The following is a 14405-nucleotide window of genomic DNA, read 5'->3' on the forward strand; positions in this document are numbered from 1 at the left end:
ATCTTCATTCGCCCGCTTTGAATCTGGCATACCTGAGACTTTTTCAGCAAGCCCTAAATAATGGAACAAACCTATGATTTCTAGCCAATCCCGATAAACCGGGACAAGTTATCCATGAATAACTTGTCCGCTGAGGAGGATCCAATATCTATTAGTATCGGATTTATATAGGCCCTTATTTAAATTAGCTAGTAGTATAATTGCGGATATACATATTGCCTAAATACAAATTTAAGGAATCACCAAAGTAAATGAACCAGAACCCACCTCTCTAACTTCCCCAACTGCCCAATTCATCAACTCCACAATTCCCCAATTCATCAGTTCTACAGTTGATCAATTCCACAGTTCATCAATTCCTGCTCTACTGATTATCAGAATTGATCAAATAAGGAGTTTTACCGTCTGTAATGATAATCTTAGCATTGGGGGAGTTGGCCAGTTCCCTGAAAGCCTCAATACTTCTTAGCTCTATGATTTCCCGGACCAGACCTTCAGCAAGGATTTTCTGTGCATCCCGAGTTCCTTCCGCCTCAATCCTCCTTCGTTCGGCTTCCTGCCTTTCCCTATCCAAGACATACTCCATTTGCTGGGCTTCCTGTTCGGCCTTGAGTTTCCTTTCAATGGCCCGGCTAAGCTCTACAGGTAGATGAATACTTTTCATCAATACCCGCTCTATCACAAAGCCTCTAGGCCTCAATGATTCGTGCATACGGTCTTGTATGTTTTTTTCAATTTCCGACCGCATACCCGAGTGCATGTCTTTGGCCATGTATTGGGCAGTAACATCTGCCGCGGCAGACCTGAATACGTTCAGGATCAAAACCCTTTCGTAGTCCTCTCCTATGTCTTCAAGGATAAATGGGACCTGCTGCTTTTCAATACTGTACAAAATAGAAATTTCAGATTCTATGGTCAGCCCTTCTTTGCTGGGCAGGTTGAGCTTTACCTCTTGATTGACCGTACGGATGGGTACTTTGATCACCCTTGAAGTAAATGGGTTGAAACCTACCAAGCCGGCATCTGCGACATCAGGAGAAAGCTTGCCAAACTTACTCTTCACGCCTACTTCCCCCTGCCTGACAACTGCACAGGAACTTATCAGCAATACCATCATGGCAAATATTGACGCTATATTTTTCATAGGATCGTTTTTAGTTTACTTATCCTACGAAATCAAATTTTAAAAAGATTTCAAAAACAAAAATAAATTGTATAAAATTTTATTTAATAAAACATATATAGTAAAAATGCGTTGGAAGGCACAATGATCTGAGTCTGACTTTTACAGATATCATCGCTTGTATCCTGACGAGAATGTTGGTCATTGCTGCGTGAAATATTCTCTAAATCGAATTAAAAATCCGATTTATCCGTGTTCGACATTTGTAATGTCGAACAGCGAAGATAGCGTTTGAATACCTATCCTTTTTTTTGACTTTGCAGACCTGCTACTGTAAATTTCTTTGGAGACTCGCTTCAGCATGAGTAATTTTAGCTTTCCAAAAAAAAGAAATTGAAAAATCTAGCTATCCTCGCATCAGGAAGTGGCAGCAATGCCGAGGAAATCACCAAACATTTTACCGGGTCCGATAAGGGGCGGGTAGTACTGATAGGCAGCAATAAGAAAGACGCTTTCGTACTGGAGAGGGCCAAAAAGCTTCAAATCCCTGCTGTGCATTTTTCCAAAAAAGAACTGGAAGATGGTAGTCTTGTACAACAGCTCAAAACAGCTGAAGTAGACTGGGTCATTCTGGCCGGATTTCTTCTCAAAATCCCCCAAAATCTGATCGAAGCTTTTCCAGACAGAATTGTCAACATACATCCGGCACTATTGCCCAAATATGGAGGAAAGGGAATGTACGGCATGCATGTGCATGAAGCGGTAAAGGCTTCAGGAGATCAGGAAACAGGTATCACCATACACCTGGTCAATGAACATTATGACGAAGGAAAAATCATTTTTCAGGCTGCCGTACCCATAAGCACCGAAGACTCATCGGAGGAAATTGCCGGAAAAGTCCATGCACTGGAATACAAATACTTCCCAAATGTCATTGAAAGCCTGCTTTAATGCATAGGTTTTCCTACCTTTGCCACTTGAAAATTTACTCACCAAAATATAACTGCACGACATACCTATCTTGCAGTGCTCAATAAATATCATGGCCAATAAAAAAATTCAATCCGCCCTTATTTCTGTCTATTACAAAGATAATCTCGAACCTATCATCGCTTTATTGAAAAGCCATGGAGTAAAGATCTACTCTACAGGTGGTACTCAGAAGTTTATAGAAGAACAAGGTGCTGAGGTGATTCCTGTGGAAGATTTGACGGGCTACCCATCTATTTTTGGAGGAAGGGTAAAAACACTTCACCCGAAGGTATTTGGTGGAATTCTTCACAGAAGAGATCATGAGGGTGACCTCGGACAGGCTAGGGAATATGATATTCCGGCCATAGACCTGGTAATTGTAGACCTTTATCCATTTGAAGAAACAGTGGCTTCAGGTGCAGGAGAAGCAGATATCATAGAAAAAATTGACATAGGGGGCATTTCTCTGATCAGAGCTGCCGCCAAAAACTTCAAGGATGTGACCATTATTGCCTCCAAAGCCCAGTATTCCGAACTGGAAGAAAGACTAAGGACACAGGATGGCGCTACTACCTTAGAAGACAGAAGGTATTTTGCTGCGCAGGCTTTTCAGGTCTCTTCCCACTATGACTCCCATATTTTCAACTATTTCAACAGAACCGAGGAAATCCCGGCCCTTAAAATCTCTGAAAACAAAGCCAAAGCCCTCAGGTATGGAGAAAACCCGCATCAAGCTGCCCATTTCTATGGCAACTTGGAGGAGATGTTTGAGCAACTCAATGGCAAAGAGCTTTCCTACAATAACCTGGTGGATATCGATGCCGCTGTAGCATTGATTGCCGAGTTTAAAGGTGAGACGGCTTTTGCCATACTTAAGCATACCAATGCCTGTGGCTGTGCAGTGGCAGGTACAGTCAAAGAAGCTTACCAAAAAGCATTTGCTGCTGACACCACATCTGCTTTTGGAGGTGTATTGGTGACCAATCAGAATGTGGATCTGGCTGCGGCCGAAGAAATGAACAGCTTGTTTTTCGAAGTTTTGATCGCGCCATCGTTTGATGAAGATGCTTTGGCCTTGTTGAAAAGCAAGAAAAACAGGATTCTACTTTTACAAAAAATAGATGCTCCAGGCACAAAGCAAATCAAAACCCTTCTAAATGGCGTGATCGAGCAGGACAAAGACCTGAAAACTGAAACAAAGGCCGATTTTAAAGTAGTGACCCAACATGCTCCCAGCGAATACGAGAAGGATGCTTTGGTATTTGCTGCCAAGGTGTGCAAGCATACCAAATCCAACACAATTGTCCTCAGCAACGAAAATCAGCTGCTTGCTTCGGGAGTAGGGCAAACATCAAGAGTGGATGCGCTGAGACAGGCCTTAGAAAAGGCGAAGTCCTTTGGATTTGACCTAGCGGGTGCAGTAATGGCCTCTGACGCATTCTTCCCATTCCCTGACTGTGTGGAAATCGCCCATGGTGCGGGGATTACTGCGGTAGTGCAGCCTGGTGGATCGATCAAAGATCAGGACAGCATAGACTTCTGTGATGCCCATGGAATGAGCATGGTGATGACAGGTGTGAGGCATTTCAAGCATTAAGATAGAAGACCCCGGTTTCCAGAAATCATAGATTCCGGGTCGGATATTCCTCGCATACAATTTAAGAGGCTGTCTCATAAATAGATCTTCAGATTTATTAACCAAACAAAATTCTGTTTAAGAGTCAATCCCTTTGTGACTTAGTGGCTTTGTGGCTAGAAATGCCACGAAGGCTCTAAGGCACAAAGTTTTACTGATTACAAACCAAATAAATTTTTGGTATTTTTTTTAAGCATTGACTTATGAGACAGCCTCTTTTATTTTTTTAAATAATCGGATAACTACCCGTTTAACTTCTTTTCCGTGTTTTTCAATAGTTGAAACTTCCATTATTTTATATGAGTAGCCCGACCTGAGCCGTTTGGCTCAGGTTGAGGCTCTCACACCACCGTATCCCGATACGGGACAGGCAGTACGGGTCTTCCCGCACGTGCAGGAGCGGTTCGTAAAGCATAGAAATGCCGCTCTTTACACCAACATTCCCTTTCCGCTACTTTTAAGATTAGGCTACACAGTGGCTCCTTATCGAATTTTCACTTCACAATACGTTCGGCCCTTCATCAACTCGTGAGAACTCCTCGGTTTTCCGAAGCTCATGTCCTGTTTACTACTATGGCCTCTGCTGACTTCTCAGTTTCCACCTCGTGGAGTCCAAGATCTCCCCAGAGCCTGTCCCGCATGGTGGGATAAGGACATATTCCTTCCTGCTGCACGCAAACCTGGCCCAAAGCTCCCGCTTTGTCCTCTGCGGCATCTACATAAAAGGGGTTGTTGGCTACGGGCTTTGTAAAAGACCCCGCTAAGGCGGGACAAGTTGTGCTTGCTTACCCTCCCTTTCTGGCCTCCGTATGCCGTTTTCCGATGTTCGGGACAGGCTTTGCGACTTGCTAACAGGCTTCACCAACTCGTCCGCCGGCTGGCGGAGACTTTTATCCTCTGGAATAATTTGGTTTCTTCGATACCAGATGCCCATGCTGGGCACACACATCACCTATACGCAAGCAGGGGTTTCGTGCTTCGTAGGACTGGAAAGTGGTAAATTTAAAGTTCAGTTCTTCGTAGGAAGTTCAGTGGTAAAATGCCCTGCCTGCGTATAGCTGAATCCCGTTGTGGTGCATGATAAAATGACCAACGATTTAAAAAATTCGTATCTTTAAGAAAGATTAAAAAAATGGAAACTATTAGAATTGATATATTGAATCCTAAAGCAAAAGCCCTTTTGAAAGACTTGGCAAACTTGGATTTGATAAGGATTAAGAAAGACAAATCTGAAAATGCTTTTTCTGAAGTTTTGAAAAAATTCAGGAGTAAGTCAGATGAAGCCCCAAGTTTGGAAGAAATTACTAAAGAGGTTGAAGCAGTCCGCAAAACCCGGTATGAAAAATAGAAGGGTAATTCTAGATACTAATCTGTGGATAAGTTTTTTGATCTCCAAAAGACAAAAGGAATTGGATGTCCTTCTTGAATCTGGGGCAGTAACACTGATTTTTTCGCAAGAATTGCTTGAAGAGTTTTTAGAGGTTTCAGAAAGGCCCAAATTAAAAAGATTTTTTAAAAAATCAGATATCAAAACACTTCTGACCCAAATTGAAACTTTTGGGGAATTAATAAAGGTGGAATCAAAAATCAATGAATGTAGGGATCCAAAAGATAATTTCTTATTGAGTCTTTCGATTGATGGTAAAGCAGATTCTGATTTATTAGTATTAGGGAAGATAGAGAAGACAAAAATAGTTTCTTGGACTGAATTCATTTCTCAAGAATAACAAAACTAAAATCTCTTCTTCATTCTTGGTATAGATAATTTTTACCTATCTTTAATTTATGCTAAGAATTTACATTATTGGTTTGACTATTCTAATTACAGCAATCCTTGCTAATCTTGTTGCGTCAACTTTGGAGCTGCTTTCTTGGTATGATTTTCTAAACCTGATTTCAGACAAAGGAAGTGCTGGTTTGACGGAAGTACGTGTCATCGATTATACCTGGTTAATTCTCTTATACCCCTTAGCCCTTGGCTTAGGTTACTGGCTGGGTGATAAACTATTCCATCTTGTTTCCGGAAAAAAATTTGAATTCTTTAAAACCTAAGGGTTTCATCAAAAGATTTGGGCACATTAGAGGAAAATCTTAAAAGTCTTGATCTTTCGAATTAATCCGATTTGTCTCTGGAGTAAATTTAAAAGAAGATAATCAGGCATCTTTTAAATCAAATGAGTCCAAAGACTTTTCCTGCATTGACTTAATAAAAAAACAAAAAAAGACCTTCATGCCGAAGGCCTTTTTTTTAAGTTTGATTTTTATTTCAGGTCAAATCTATCCAAGTTCATCACCTTATCCCATGCCGAAATAAAGTCTCTGACAAACTTCTCTTTACCATCTGAACTTCCATATACCTCTGCATAGGCCCGAAGTTCTGAATTGGATCCAAAGATCAGGTCTATTCTACTTCCTGTCCATTTAGGTTCTCCGGATTTACGATCGCTTCCCACAAAGACTTTGTTTTCATCATTAGTAGCCTGCCAAGTGGTGTTCAGGTCCAATAGGTTGACAAAGAAATCGTTGGTCAACTTACCCGGAGTATCTGTAAACACGCCATGTTTTGAACCATTGTAATTGGCTCCCAAGACACGCATCCCCCCTACCAGCACAGTCATTTCAGGTGCTGTGAGCGTCATCAATTGTGCTTTGTCTATCAACATATGTTCTGCCTTAAGCGGACAGTCCACATTGATGTAATTTCTGAACCCATCTGCTATTGGCTCAAGGTAGCTCCAGGAATCCACCTCTGTCATTTCCTGTGAAGCATCAGTCCTTCCAGGTGTAAAAGGAACCTGCAAATCAAAACCTGCGTCCTTGGCTGCCTTTTCTACTGCCGCACATCCACCTAAAACTATCAGGTCAGCAATGGATACCTTTTTGCCATTTCCCGCCGTACTGTCAAACTCTTCTTTGATGCTTTCATATTTCTCCAAAACTTTTGCAAGCAGTTCAGGATTGTTGGCCTCCCAGTTTTTACAGGGTTCCAGTCTGATCCTCGCGCCGTTGGCACCACCTCTTTTGTCTGAGTTTCTAAATGTGGAAGCTGAGGACCATGCTACCAACACCAATTCTGAAACCGACAATCCGGATGCAAGGATATTTGCCTTAAGGCCAGAAATATCACTCTCATCTACCAATTGATGGTCAACTTGAGGTACGGGATCCTGCCAGATCAGATCTTCCTCTGGCACTTCAGGCCCGAGGTAAAGTGACTTAGGTCCCATATCCCTATGTACCAGCTTAAACCAAGCTTTGGAAAAAGCTTCTGCAAATTCATCAGGATTTTCATAAAAATGTCTGGAAACCTTTTCGTAGTCAGGATCAACTCTTAGGGCAATATCGGTAGTGAGCATAAATGGAGCATGTTTCTTGTTAGGATCATGGGCATCAGGTACTGTCCCAGCTCCTCCACCATCTTTTGGTCTCCACTGATGTGCTCCAGCCGGGCTTTTGTACAATTCCCACTCAAAACCAAATAGGTTTTCAAAATAATTGTTGCTCCACTTAGTTGGGGTGGTAGTCCATGCACCTTCAAGTCCTGAAGTGATAGTATCTTCGGAATGACCTTTGCCAAAAGTATTTTTCCAACCCATGCTCATTTCTTCGATGGAAGCACCGGCAGGTTCTCTGCCCACATACTTACCTGGATCAGCTGCACCATGGGTTTTACCAAAGGTATGCCCTCCTGCTATCAAGGCGACCGTTTCGTAATCGTTCATGGCCATTCTTGCAAATGTCTCTCTGATATCTTTGGCAGCCGCCATAGGGTCAGGTTTGCCATTTGGACCTTCCGGGTTGACATAGATCAAACCCATCTGAACTGCGCCAAGAGGATTTTCCAACTCACGGTCTCCTGTATACCTTTTGTCACCGAGCCATTCGGTCTCAGATCCCCAATACACATCTTCCTCAGGCTCCCACACATCTGCTCTTCCTCCACCAAATCCGAAAGTATCCAAACCCATTGACTCTAGGGCCACATTTCCTGCCAAGATCATCAAATCTGCCCAAGAAAGTTTTTTGCCGTATTTTTCTTTTACAGGCCAAAGCAGAAGCCTTGCTTTATCAAGGTTGGCATTGTCCGGCCAGCTATTGAGAGGGGCAAAGCGCTGTGTGCCTGTGCTTCCTCCTCCTCTACCATCTGTAACCCTGTAGGTTCCGGCACTGTGCCAGGCCATTCTTATAATAAAAGGCCCATAGTGCCCATAATCTGCAGGCCACCAATCCTGGGATGTAGTAAGAGCCTTCTCAATGTCCGCTTTTACTTCTTTGAGATCCAAAGACTGAAACTCTTTGGAATAGTCAAAATCCTCTCCCATAGGATTAGATTTACTGGAATGCTGTCGAAGAATATTCAACTTAAGTTGATCTGGCCACCAATCTTTGTTACTTGGCCCTCCACCGGCTACTTGTTTCATCTGCCCATTGTGAAAAGGGCATTTGCTCAAATCACCGTTCATTGAACCATGATCGCCACTATTCACATCATAACTTCGGGGTCCATTTGGATTTAAATCTTTGTCTGGCATAATAGTATTAGATTAGTTTATTGTTAAAATGAAAAGATTAATCTTTGAAAATCTTAAATTAATAATTATTGAATTTAAAAACCAATAGATAAAAACTATCGGACTTTCATTCTCTCAATGTCCCTTAACTTACACAAAAAAAGTCCCTTTTAAAAACTCAAATCGCATCAAAGGAAAGTTAAATTTTCAAAAAGGATGACCTAATAGTCCTTAAATGGCCCTCCTTACCTACATTTCTTTTATTAAACGAATTCTATCTGCTATTTTGCGGTTAGTATTCAGAAGTACCCTAACTGGATTGGTTTTAATACCCAAAAATGAAACAAAATCAACTAAAGCTATATAACACCCTAAGCCGGAAAAAAGAGGCTTTTGAAGCGATCAACCCTCCATTTGTAGGCATGTATGTATGCGGCCCGACTGTTTACGGTGATGCGCATCTTGGTCATGCCAGACCGGCCATTACTTTTGATACGGTATACCGTTATTTGAGACATCTTGGATTCAAAGTCAGATATGTAAGAAATATTACCGATGTGGGCCACCTGACAGGAGATGCGGATGAAGGGGAAGACAAAATTGCTAAAAAGGCAAAGCTGGAACAGCTGGAACCTATGGAAGTTGCCCAACAATACACAGATACTTATCACAGAGATATGGATCTGCTCAACACCCTCAAGCCGAGCATTGAACCAAGGGCCACCGGTCATATTCCCGAACAAATCGAGTTGGTTGAGTCAATTATCAATGAAGGTCTTGCTTATGAAGTCAATGGCTCTGTATACTTTGATGTACTCAAATACAATGAAAAGAAACAATACGGCAAGCTATCAGGAAGGGTTCTTGAAGATTTAATGAGCGGAAGCCGTGATTTGGATGGTCAGGGAGAAAAACGTAATGCTGCTGACTTTGCGCTTTGGAAAAATGCCGCTCCCGAACATTTGATGAAATGGCAGTCCCCTTGGGGAATCGGATTCCCAGGATGGCATTTGGAGTGTACGGCTATGTCTTCCAAATATCTTGGAAAGCATTTTGATATACACGGAGGAGGAATGGACTTGCTTTTCCCACATCATGAATGCGAAATCGCCCAAGGCAACGCATGCAATCATGTCGATCCTGCGAAATACTGGATGCACAACAATATGATCACCATCAACGGGCAAAAAATGGGGAAATCCCTAGGCAATTTCATCACCTTATCTGAGTTATTCTCAGGAAGTCATGACTTGCTCGAGCAGGCTTACAGCCCAATGACTATCAGGTATTTCATATTGACTGCACATTACAGGTCAACATTGGATTTTTCCAATGAGGCTCTTAAGGCTGCTCAAAAGGGATACAAAAAACTTATCAATGGTTTACGTACTTGTGAAAAACTCTCTTATACAGACACAAATGAGATAGAGCAGGACAGTAAGCAGATGGAGCAGATCAATTCCAGCATTGAGCAGGCTTATCGGGCTATGGATGATGATTTCAATACAGCACAGGCGATTGGCCACTTGTTCAATCTGCTGAAGAAAATCAACTCTCTGCATACCGGACAGCTTCACCCTTCCCAAATCGGACAGGAAGGCTTCCAAAAGCTAATAGATACATTTACTTATTTCGTCACAGAAATACTGGGTCTCAAAGAGGAGAAAATTGACCATCAGGAAAAACTTCTATCTGCCTTGCTACAGGTCTACACAGAAGCCAAGACAGCCAGAAACTACCAAAAAGTAGATGAAATCAGAGCCTCTCTCAAAGAAATAGGCATAGTAGTAAAAGACATGAAAGACAAAATAGACTGGGCATATGAAGAATAGATGGATTTGGCTTTTCGGAATGCTGTTTTTGATATGGTCCTGTGGTAGTGAAAAAAGTACCGAAACTGTAAGTGCGGGTATTGCTTATAATAATGCCCCGGAGTTCTCCGCTGATTCGGCATACGCTTATATACAAAAACAAGTGGACTTTGGCCCCAGGGTTCCCAACACCCAAGGTCATAGGGACACCAGAGAATGGTTGATCCGGAAGTTTGAGAGTTTCGGCTTAGAGGTTCAGACCCAAGATTTTCAGGCTACCACCTATGACGGACTGACATGGGATTTGAGTAACATCATTGCCTCTTACAGACCAGAAGCTTCCAAGCGGATTCTACTTGCAGCACATTGGGATACCAGAAGAATAGCTGATAAAGATACTGAAAGAATAGACGATCCTATAGACGGTGCCAACGATGGCGGCTCGGGAGTCGGAGTGTTATTGGAAATAGCAAGAGTAATCAGTGCACAAGAAAACCAGCCTGAAATTGGCATAGACTTTATTCTTTTCGACGGAGAAGATGATGGCGAACCGGAATTTGCTACAGTCAGAAACCAATCTCAAATATGGTGGTGTTTAGGATCCCAATACTGGTCTAAAACTCCGCATAAAAGCGGCTATAATGCCTACTATGGCATATTAGTGGATTTAGTTGGCGCAAAGGGCGCTAGGTTCTACAGGGAAGGTTATTCCAGGCAATACGCTAAAAACATTGTGAATAAAGTATGGAATTTTGCTTCAGAATTGGGATATTCAGACTTCTTTATCATGAGAGATGCTCCTGAAATCATCGATGACCATGTTTTTGTCAATAGAAATGCAGGCATTCCCATGATCAATATTGTTGAATTCTCTCCGGATTATGGCTTTGGACATTATCATCATACACATGCTGATAATATGGACATAATCGACAAAAGACCGCTAAAAGCAGTAGGGCAAACGGTGTTGTTTACCTTATATCAAGAGTAAAGTTTCCTAAAACCACTACAACATGAAAAAGGGCCATCAGGTTACCATGAAGGAAATCGCCAAAAAGTTAGGCGTTTCTGTTTCCACAGTATCCCGGGCATTGAAAGATTCCCCGGAACTCCATCCTGATACAAAAAAAAGAATCACGGAAATGGCCAAAAGTATGAACTACCAATACAACTTGCTGGCCCAAAGTCTCCGGATCAGTAAAAGTAAAGTATTGGGAGTAATCGTACCAGAACTTACTTCGCACTTTTTTTCCAGTAATATCAGTGGCATACAGGATACTGCGTACAAGAGAGGTTACAACATCATGATTTGTCAGTCCAATGAGTCTTTTGAACAGGAAAAAGCCAACCTTAAAACACTTGTTTCCTCTCAGGTAGATGGTCTTTTAATTTCTTTGAGCAGGGAAACCAAGTCTTATGAACACCTTCAGGAACTCTATGACCGAGAAATCCCCTTTATCATGTTTGATAGAGTGACAGAAGAAATCCCTGTATCCAAGGTTACTGTAGATGATGCCCACGGGGCCTATCTGGCAGTGAAACACCTTTTGAACCAAGGCTGTAAAAAAATCGCCTATTTCTCCGGGCCTACAGATCTGTATATCAGCAAAAAAAGGAAAGAGGGCTACCTTGAAGCTTTAGCGGAATTTGGAATACCAGAAAAAGATAGTAAAGTGTATGTCACTGACCTGACCACCGAAATGAACAGAAAGGTCACTCTAGATATGCTCAAGGAAAAAGAATTGCCAGATGCGATTTTTGCCATGATTGACCCACTTGCCATAGACATCATGATCGCACTCAAAGATAGTGGCATCAAAATACCGGAGCAAATCGCCCTGGCCGGCTTCACCAATAATCCGACATCTGCTGTAGTAGAACCTTCTTTGACTACAATTTCCCAACCAGGATATGAAATGGGCCAACTTGCCGCCAACCACCTTCTTGATCAATTGGATGATATAGTATCGGATGAGCCTCAGTCATTTGTATTGCTCACCACTTTGATAGAAAGAAAATCAAGCCTGAAAAACCAAAACCTATCCTAAACTAAATCCCTATGAACTTAAGTCTAGAAGGTAAAGCTTTTGGAGAGCTCCCCAGTGGAGAAGAAATCAAAATCTTCACCTTAAGTCTGGCAGACAAAATCTCCCTCTCCGTCATCAATTACGGAGCTACTTGGACTCATTTGTTTTTACCGGATGCCAATGGGAAAATTCAGGATGTACTTTTAGGTTTCGATACCTTAGAGGGTTTTATTCATGAAGAGTATCAAAAAAACTATTGCTACATTGGATCCACAGTAGGCAGAGTAGCAGGCAGAGCCACAGACAACAAGTTCATATTGGATGGTAAAACTTACTTACTCCCACCCAACCAAGGAAACACCCATCTGCACGGTGGAGTAGAAGGATGGGACAAAAAAGTATGGAATTACCAAACAGAAGAGAGCCAAACAGCAATTGCTGTGCATTTCAGTTACACAAGTCCTGATGGGGAAGAAAACTATCCCGGCAAAATCAATATAAAAGTAAGCTATAAACTTGACCTTACAGGCAAACTGAGCATCAGTTATCAAGCCACATCCAATAGGAAAACCGTACTCAACCCTACCAATCATTTTTACATCAATCTTTCAGGTGATTTTACCAAAACAATTGAGGGCCACACTTTTCAGGTAAATGCGGATAAATTCCTTCCCATGAACGATAACAGCCTTCCTACCGGAGAACTCAAGCCTGTAGAAGAAACTGTTTTTGATTTCAGAAATCCAAAAACATTGAACTCAACAATAGAAAGTGATGATGAGCAGGTAAAAATTGCCGGCGGAATAGATCATTGTTTTGTTTTGAACAAAGAAGGTGAACAAGCTATTTTGATAGATCCCTTCTCCAAGAGAAGGTTAAGATTGTATACCACTTCTCCAGGACTTCAGGTTTACACAAGCAATTACCTAAGCGGTGCTTTCAAAGGAAAGAGGGATATCGCTTTCCCAAAAAGGTCAGCCATCTGTTTGGAGACCCAGTTTTTTCCTGATAGCCATAACCAAGCACATTTTCCCAGTATTGTACTCGATAAAGGGGAGGTATTTGATTCTTCTACCTCATTTATTTTCGACTGCATAGCTTAGCATTTGACTTTCGGTAGTTCCAATACCATAGAATTTCTGATCCAGTAAATACAGCAAGCAATAAGTGGACATATGAAAACAACCATCCAAACCAAATTTCTTGAAATTTTTAATACAGACCCCTTACTGGTATATTCCCCTGGAAGAATCAATCTTATAGGGGAGCACACAGATTATAATAATGGGTTTGTCATGCCTGCTGCCATTGATAAAAAGATGGTCGTCGGGATTGCAAAAAACGGAAGCCGAAAAGCGAGACTTTTTTCTTTAGACTTTACGGAGGAGTTTGCTTTCGAATTAGATAGCTTTTCTCCCAAAAAAGGTCATTGGTCCACCTATATTATGGGTGTCACGGCCCAATTGATTCAGGCAGGCTATCCTGTAGAAGGTTTTGATATGGTTTTTGGCGGAGATATTCCGGTTGGAGCAGGATTATCATCATCAGCTGCCCTAGAAGCTGCAGTGGGGTATGGTATTTCTGAGCTCTTTGAGTTTGACATTTCCAGAAACTCCCTGATCCATTATGCTCAAAAAGCAGAGCATTTATTTGCAGGTGTACAATGCGGTATAATGGATCAGTTTGCCTCTGTGATGGGGCAAAAAGACAAAGTCTTAAGACTGGATTGTCGCTCAATGGAATTCGCCTATTTTCCTCTCGAACTAGAGGATTACAGTCTATACTTGGTGGACACCAAGGTAAAGCACTCCTTAGCTGACTCCGCCTACAACCAAAGGAGAGAAGAATGTGAAAGGGGAGTAAGTGAGGTCAAGAAACTCAATCCAAAAATCCACTCCTTAAGGGATGTGACTTTGAATGACCTGGATAGAATCAAAGAAAATATTTCTTCAGCTGTTTTCAACAGATGCAGGTACGTAATCGAAGAAAATGAAAGGGTTCTGAAAGCTTCTGATTTACTGGAGAAAAAGAAAATAAATGCAATAGGACAACTGCTTTATGATTCGCACCAAGGTCTTTCCAAACTCTATGAGGTTTCATGCATGGAACTGGACTGGCTTGTCGAAAAAACCAAAGTTTTAGATTATGTTTTGGGGAGCAGAATGATGGGCGGTGGATTTGGTGGTTGCACCATTAATCTCATAAAAACAGAAAAGATTAATGAATTTCAAAATATCATAGAGAAAGACTACTATGATGAATTTGGAACAAAGCCGGCTTTTTATCCAATCAAATTAGGAGCGGGGACAGATCGTTTTGATTGAT

General features: G+C 41.7%; 13 protein-coding genes. 10 read left to right on the forward strand and 3 right to left on the reverse strand.

Annotated elements, in window-relative coordinates:
* Window positions 1-364: 364 nt before the first annotated feature.
* Window positions 365-1144, reverse strand: coding sequence for a prohibitin family protein (locus EGN73_RS04940; RefSeq protein ID WP_219287366.1), 780 nt, complete (start codon window positions 1142-1144; stop codon window positions 365-367).
* Between the two features lie 372 nt (window positions 1145-1516).
* Between EGN73_RS04940 and purN the strand changes: the two genes are divergently transcribed.
* Together purN and purH are read left to right on the forward strand one after the other, a co-directional pair.
* Window positions 1517-2074, forward strand: coding sequence for a phosphoribosylglycinamide formyltransferase (gene purN / locus EGN73_RS04945; RefSeq protein WP_219287368.1), 558 nt, complete (start codon window positions 1517-1519; stop codon window positions 2072-2074).
* Between the two features lie 91 nt (window positions 2075-2165).
* Window positions 2166-3692: a bifunctional phosphoribosylaminoimidazolecarboxamide formyltransferase/IMP cyclohydrolase gene (purH, locus tag EGN73_RS04950; RefSeq protein WP_219287370.1), complete on the forward strand. Its 1527-nt coding sequence runs from the start codon at window positions 2166-2168 to the stop codon at window positions 3690-3692.
* A gap of 593 nt (window positions 3693-4285) precedes the next feature.
* Here purH and EGN73_RS22660 read toward each other — a convergent pair.
* Window positions 4286-4420, reverse strand: coding sequence for a hypothetical protein (locus tag EGN73_RS22660; protein ID WP_281422229.1), 135 nt, complete (start codon window positions 4418-4420; stop codon window positions 4286-4288).
* Window positions 4421-4863: 443 nt separating this feature from the next.
* On the opposite strand from EGN73_RS22660, the gene EGN73_RS04955 reads away from it, so the two are divergent.
* The 3 genes from EGN73_RS04955 to EGN73_RS04965 are packed head-to-tail and all read left to right on the forward strand — an operon-like array spanning window position 4864 to window position 5783.
* Window positions 4864-5079: a hypothetical protein gene (locus EGN73_RS04955; RefSeq protein ID WP_219287372.1), complete on the forward strand. Its 216-nt coding sequence runs from the start codon at window positions 4864-4866 to the stop codon at window positions 5077-5079.
* Window positions 5069-5458 carry a putative toxin-antitoxin system toxin component, PIN family gene (locus EGN73_RS04960; protein WP_219287374.1) on the forward strand — a complete coding sequence of 130 codons (390 nt, stop codon included), beginning with the start codon at window positions 5069-5071 and terminating at the stop codon, window positions 5456-5458. The genes EGN73_RS04955 and EGN73_RS04960 overlap by 11 nt, the downstream gene beginning before the upstream one ends.
* Window positions 5459-5516: 58 nt before the next feature.
* Window positions 5517-5783, forward strand: coding sequence for a DUF7672 family protein (locus tag EGN73_RS04965; RefSeq protein ID WP_219287376.1), 267 nt, complete (start codon window positions 5517-5519; stop codon window positions 5781-5783).
* 209 nt (window positions 5784-5992) lie between these two features.
* Here the strand turns inward: EGN73_RS04965 and katG are convergent, their stop codons facing one another.
* The gene (gene katG, locus EGN73_RS04970) at window positions 5993-8263 is read right to left on the reverse strand and encodes a catalase/peroxidase HPI (RefSeq protein WP_219287380.1); all 2271 of its coding nucleotides are present in this window, start codon (window positions 8261-8263) and stop codon (window positions 5993-5995) included.
* Window positions 8264-8580: 317 nt separating this feature from the next.
* Here katG and cysS point away from each other — a divergent pair, with 317 nt between their 5' ends.
* The 5 genes from cysS to EGN73_RS04995 all read left to right on the forward strand — a co-directional run bounded on the left by cysS (window position 8581) and on the right by EGN73_RS04995 (window position 14404).
* Window positions 8581-10074: a cysteine--tRNA ligase gene (cysS, locus tag EGN73_RS04975; protein ID WP_219287382.1), complete on the forward strand. Its 1494-nt coding sequence runs from the start codon at window positions 8581-8583 to the stop codon at window positions 10072-10074.
* Window positions 10064-11044, forward strand: a complete 981-nt coding sequence (locus EGN73_RS04980) for a M28 family peptidase (protein WP_219287384.1) — start codon at window positions 10064-10066, stop codon at window positions 11042-11044. Before cysS ends, EGN73_RS04980 begins: the two co-directional genes overlap by 11 nt.
* A 22-nt stretch (window positions 11045-11066) precedes the next feature.
* Window positions 11067-12101, forward strand: a complete 1035-nt coding sequence (locus EGN73_RS04985; protein ID WP_219287386.1) for a LacI family DNA-binding transcriptional regulator — start codon at window positions 11067-11069, stop codon at window positions 12099-12101.
* 11 nt (window positions 12102-12112) lie between these two features.
* Window positions 12113-13183, forward strand: a complete 1071-nt coding sequence (locus tag EGN73_RS04990; protein WP_219287387.1) for an aldose epimerase family protein — start codon at window positions 12113-12115, stop codon at window positions 13181-13183.
* A 72-nt stretch (window positions 13184-13255) separates the two neighbouring features.
* On the forward strand, window positions 13256-14404 hold the full coding sequence (locus tag EGN73_RS04995; RefSeq protein ID WP_219287389.1) for a galactokinase: 1149 nt from the start codon (window positions 13256-13258) through the stop codon (window positions 14402-14404).
* The last annotated feature ends 1 nt before the right edge of the window (window position 14405 follow it).

The sequence above is a fragment of the Arthrospiribacter ruber genome (assembly GCF_019343195.1).
Lineage (GTDB): Bacteria > Bacteroidota > Bacteroidia > Cytophagales > Cyclobacteriaceae > Arthrospiribacter > Arthrospiribacter ruber.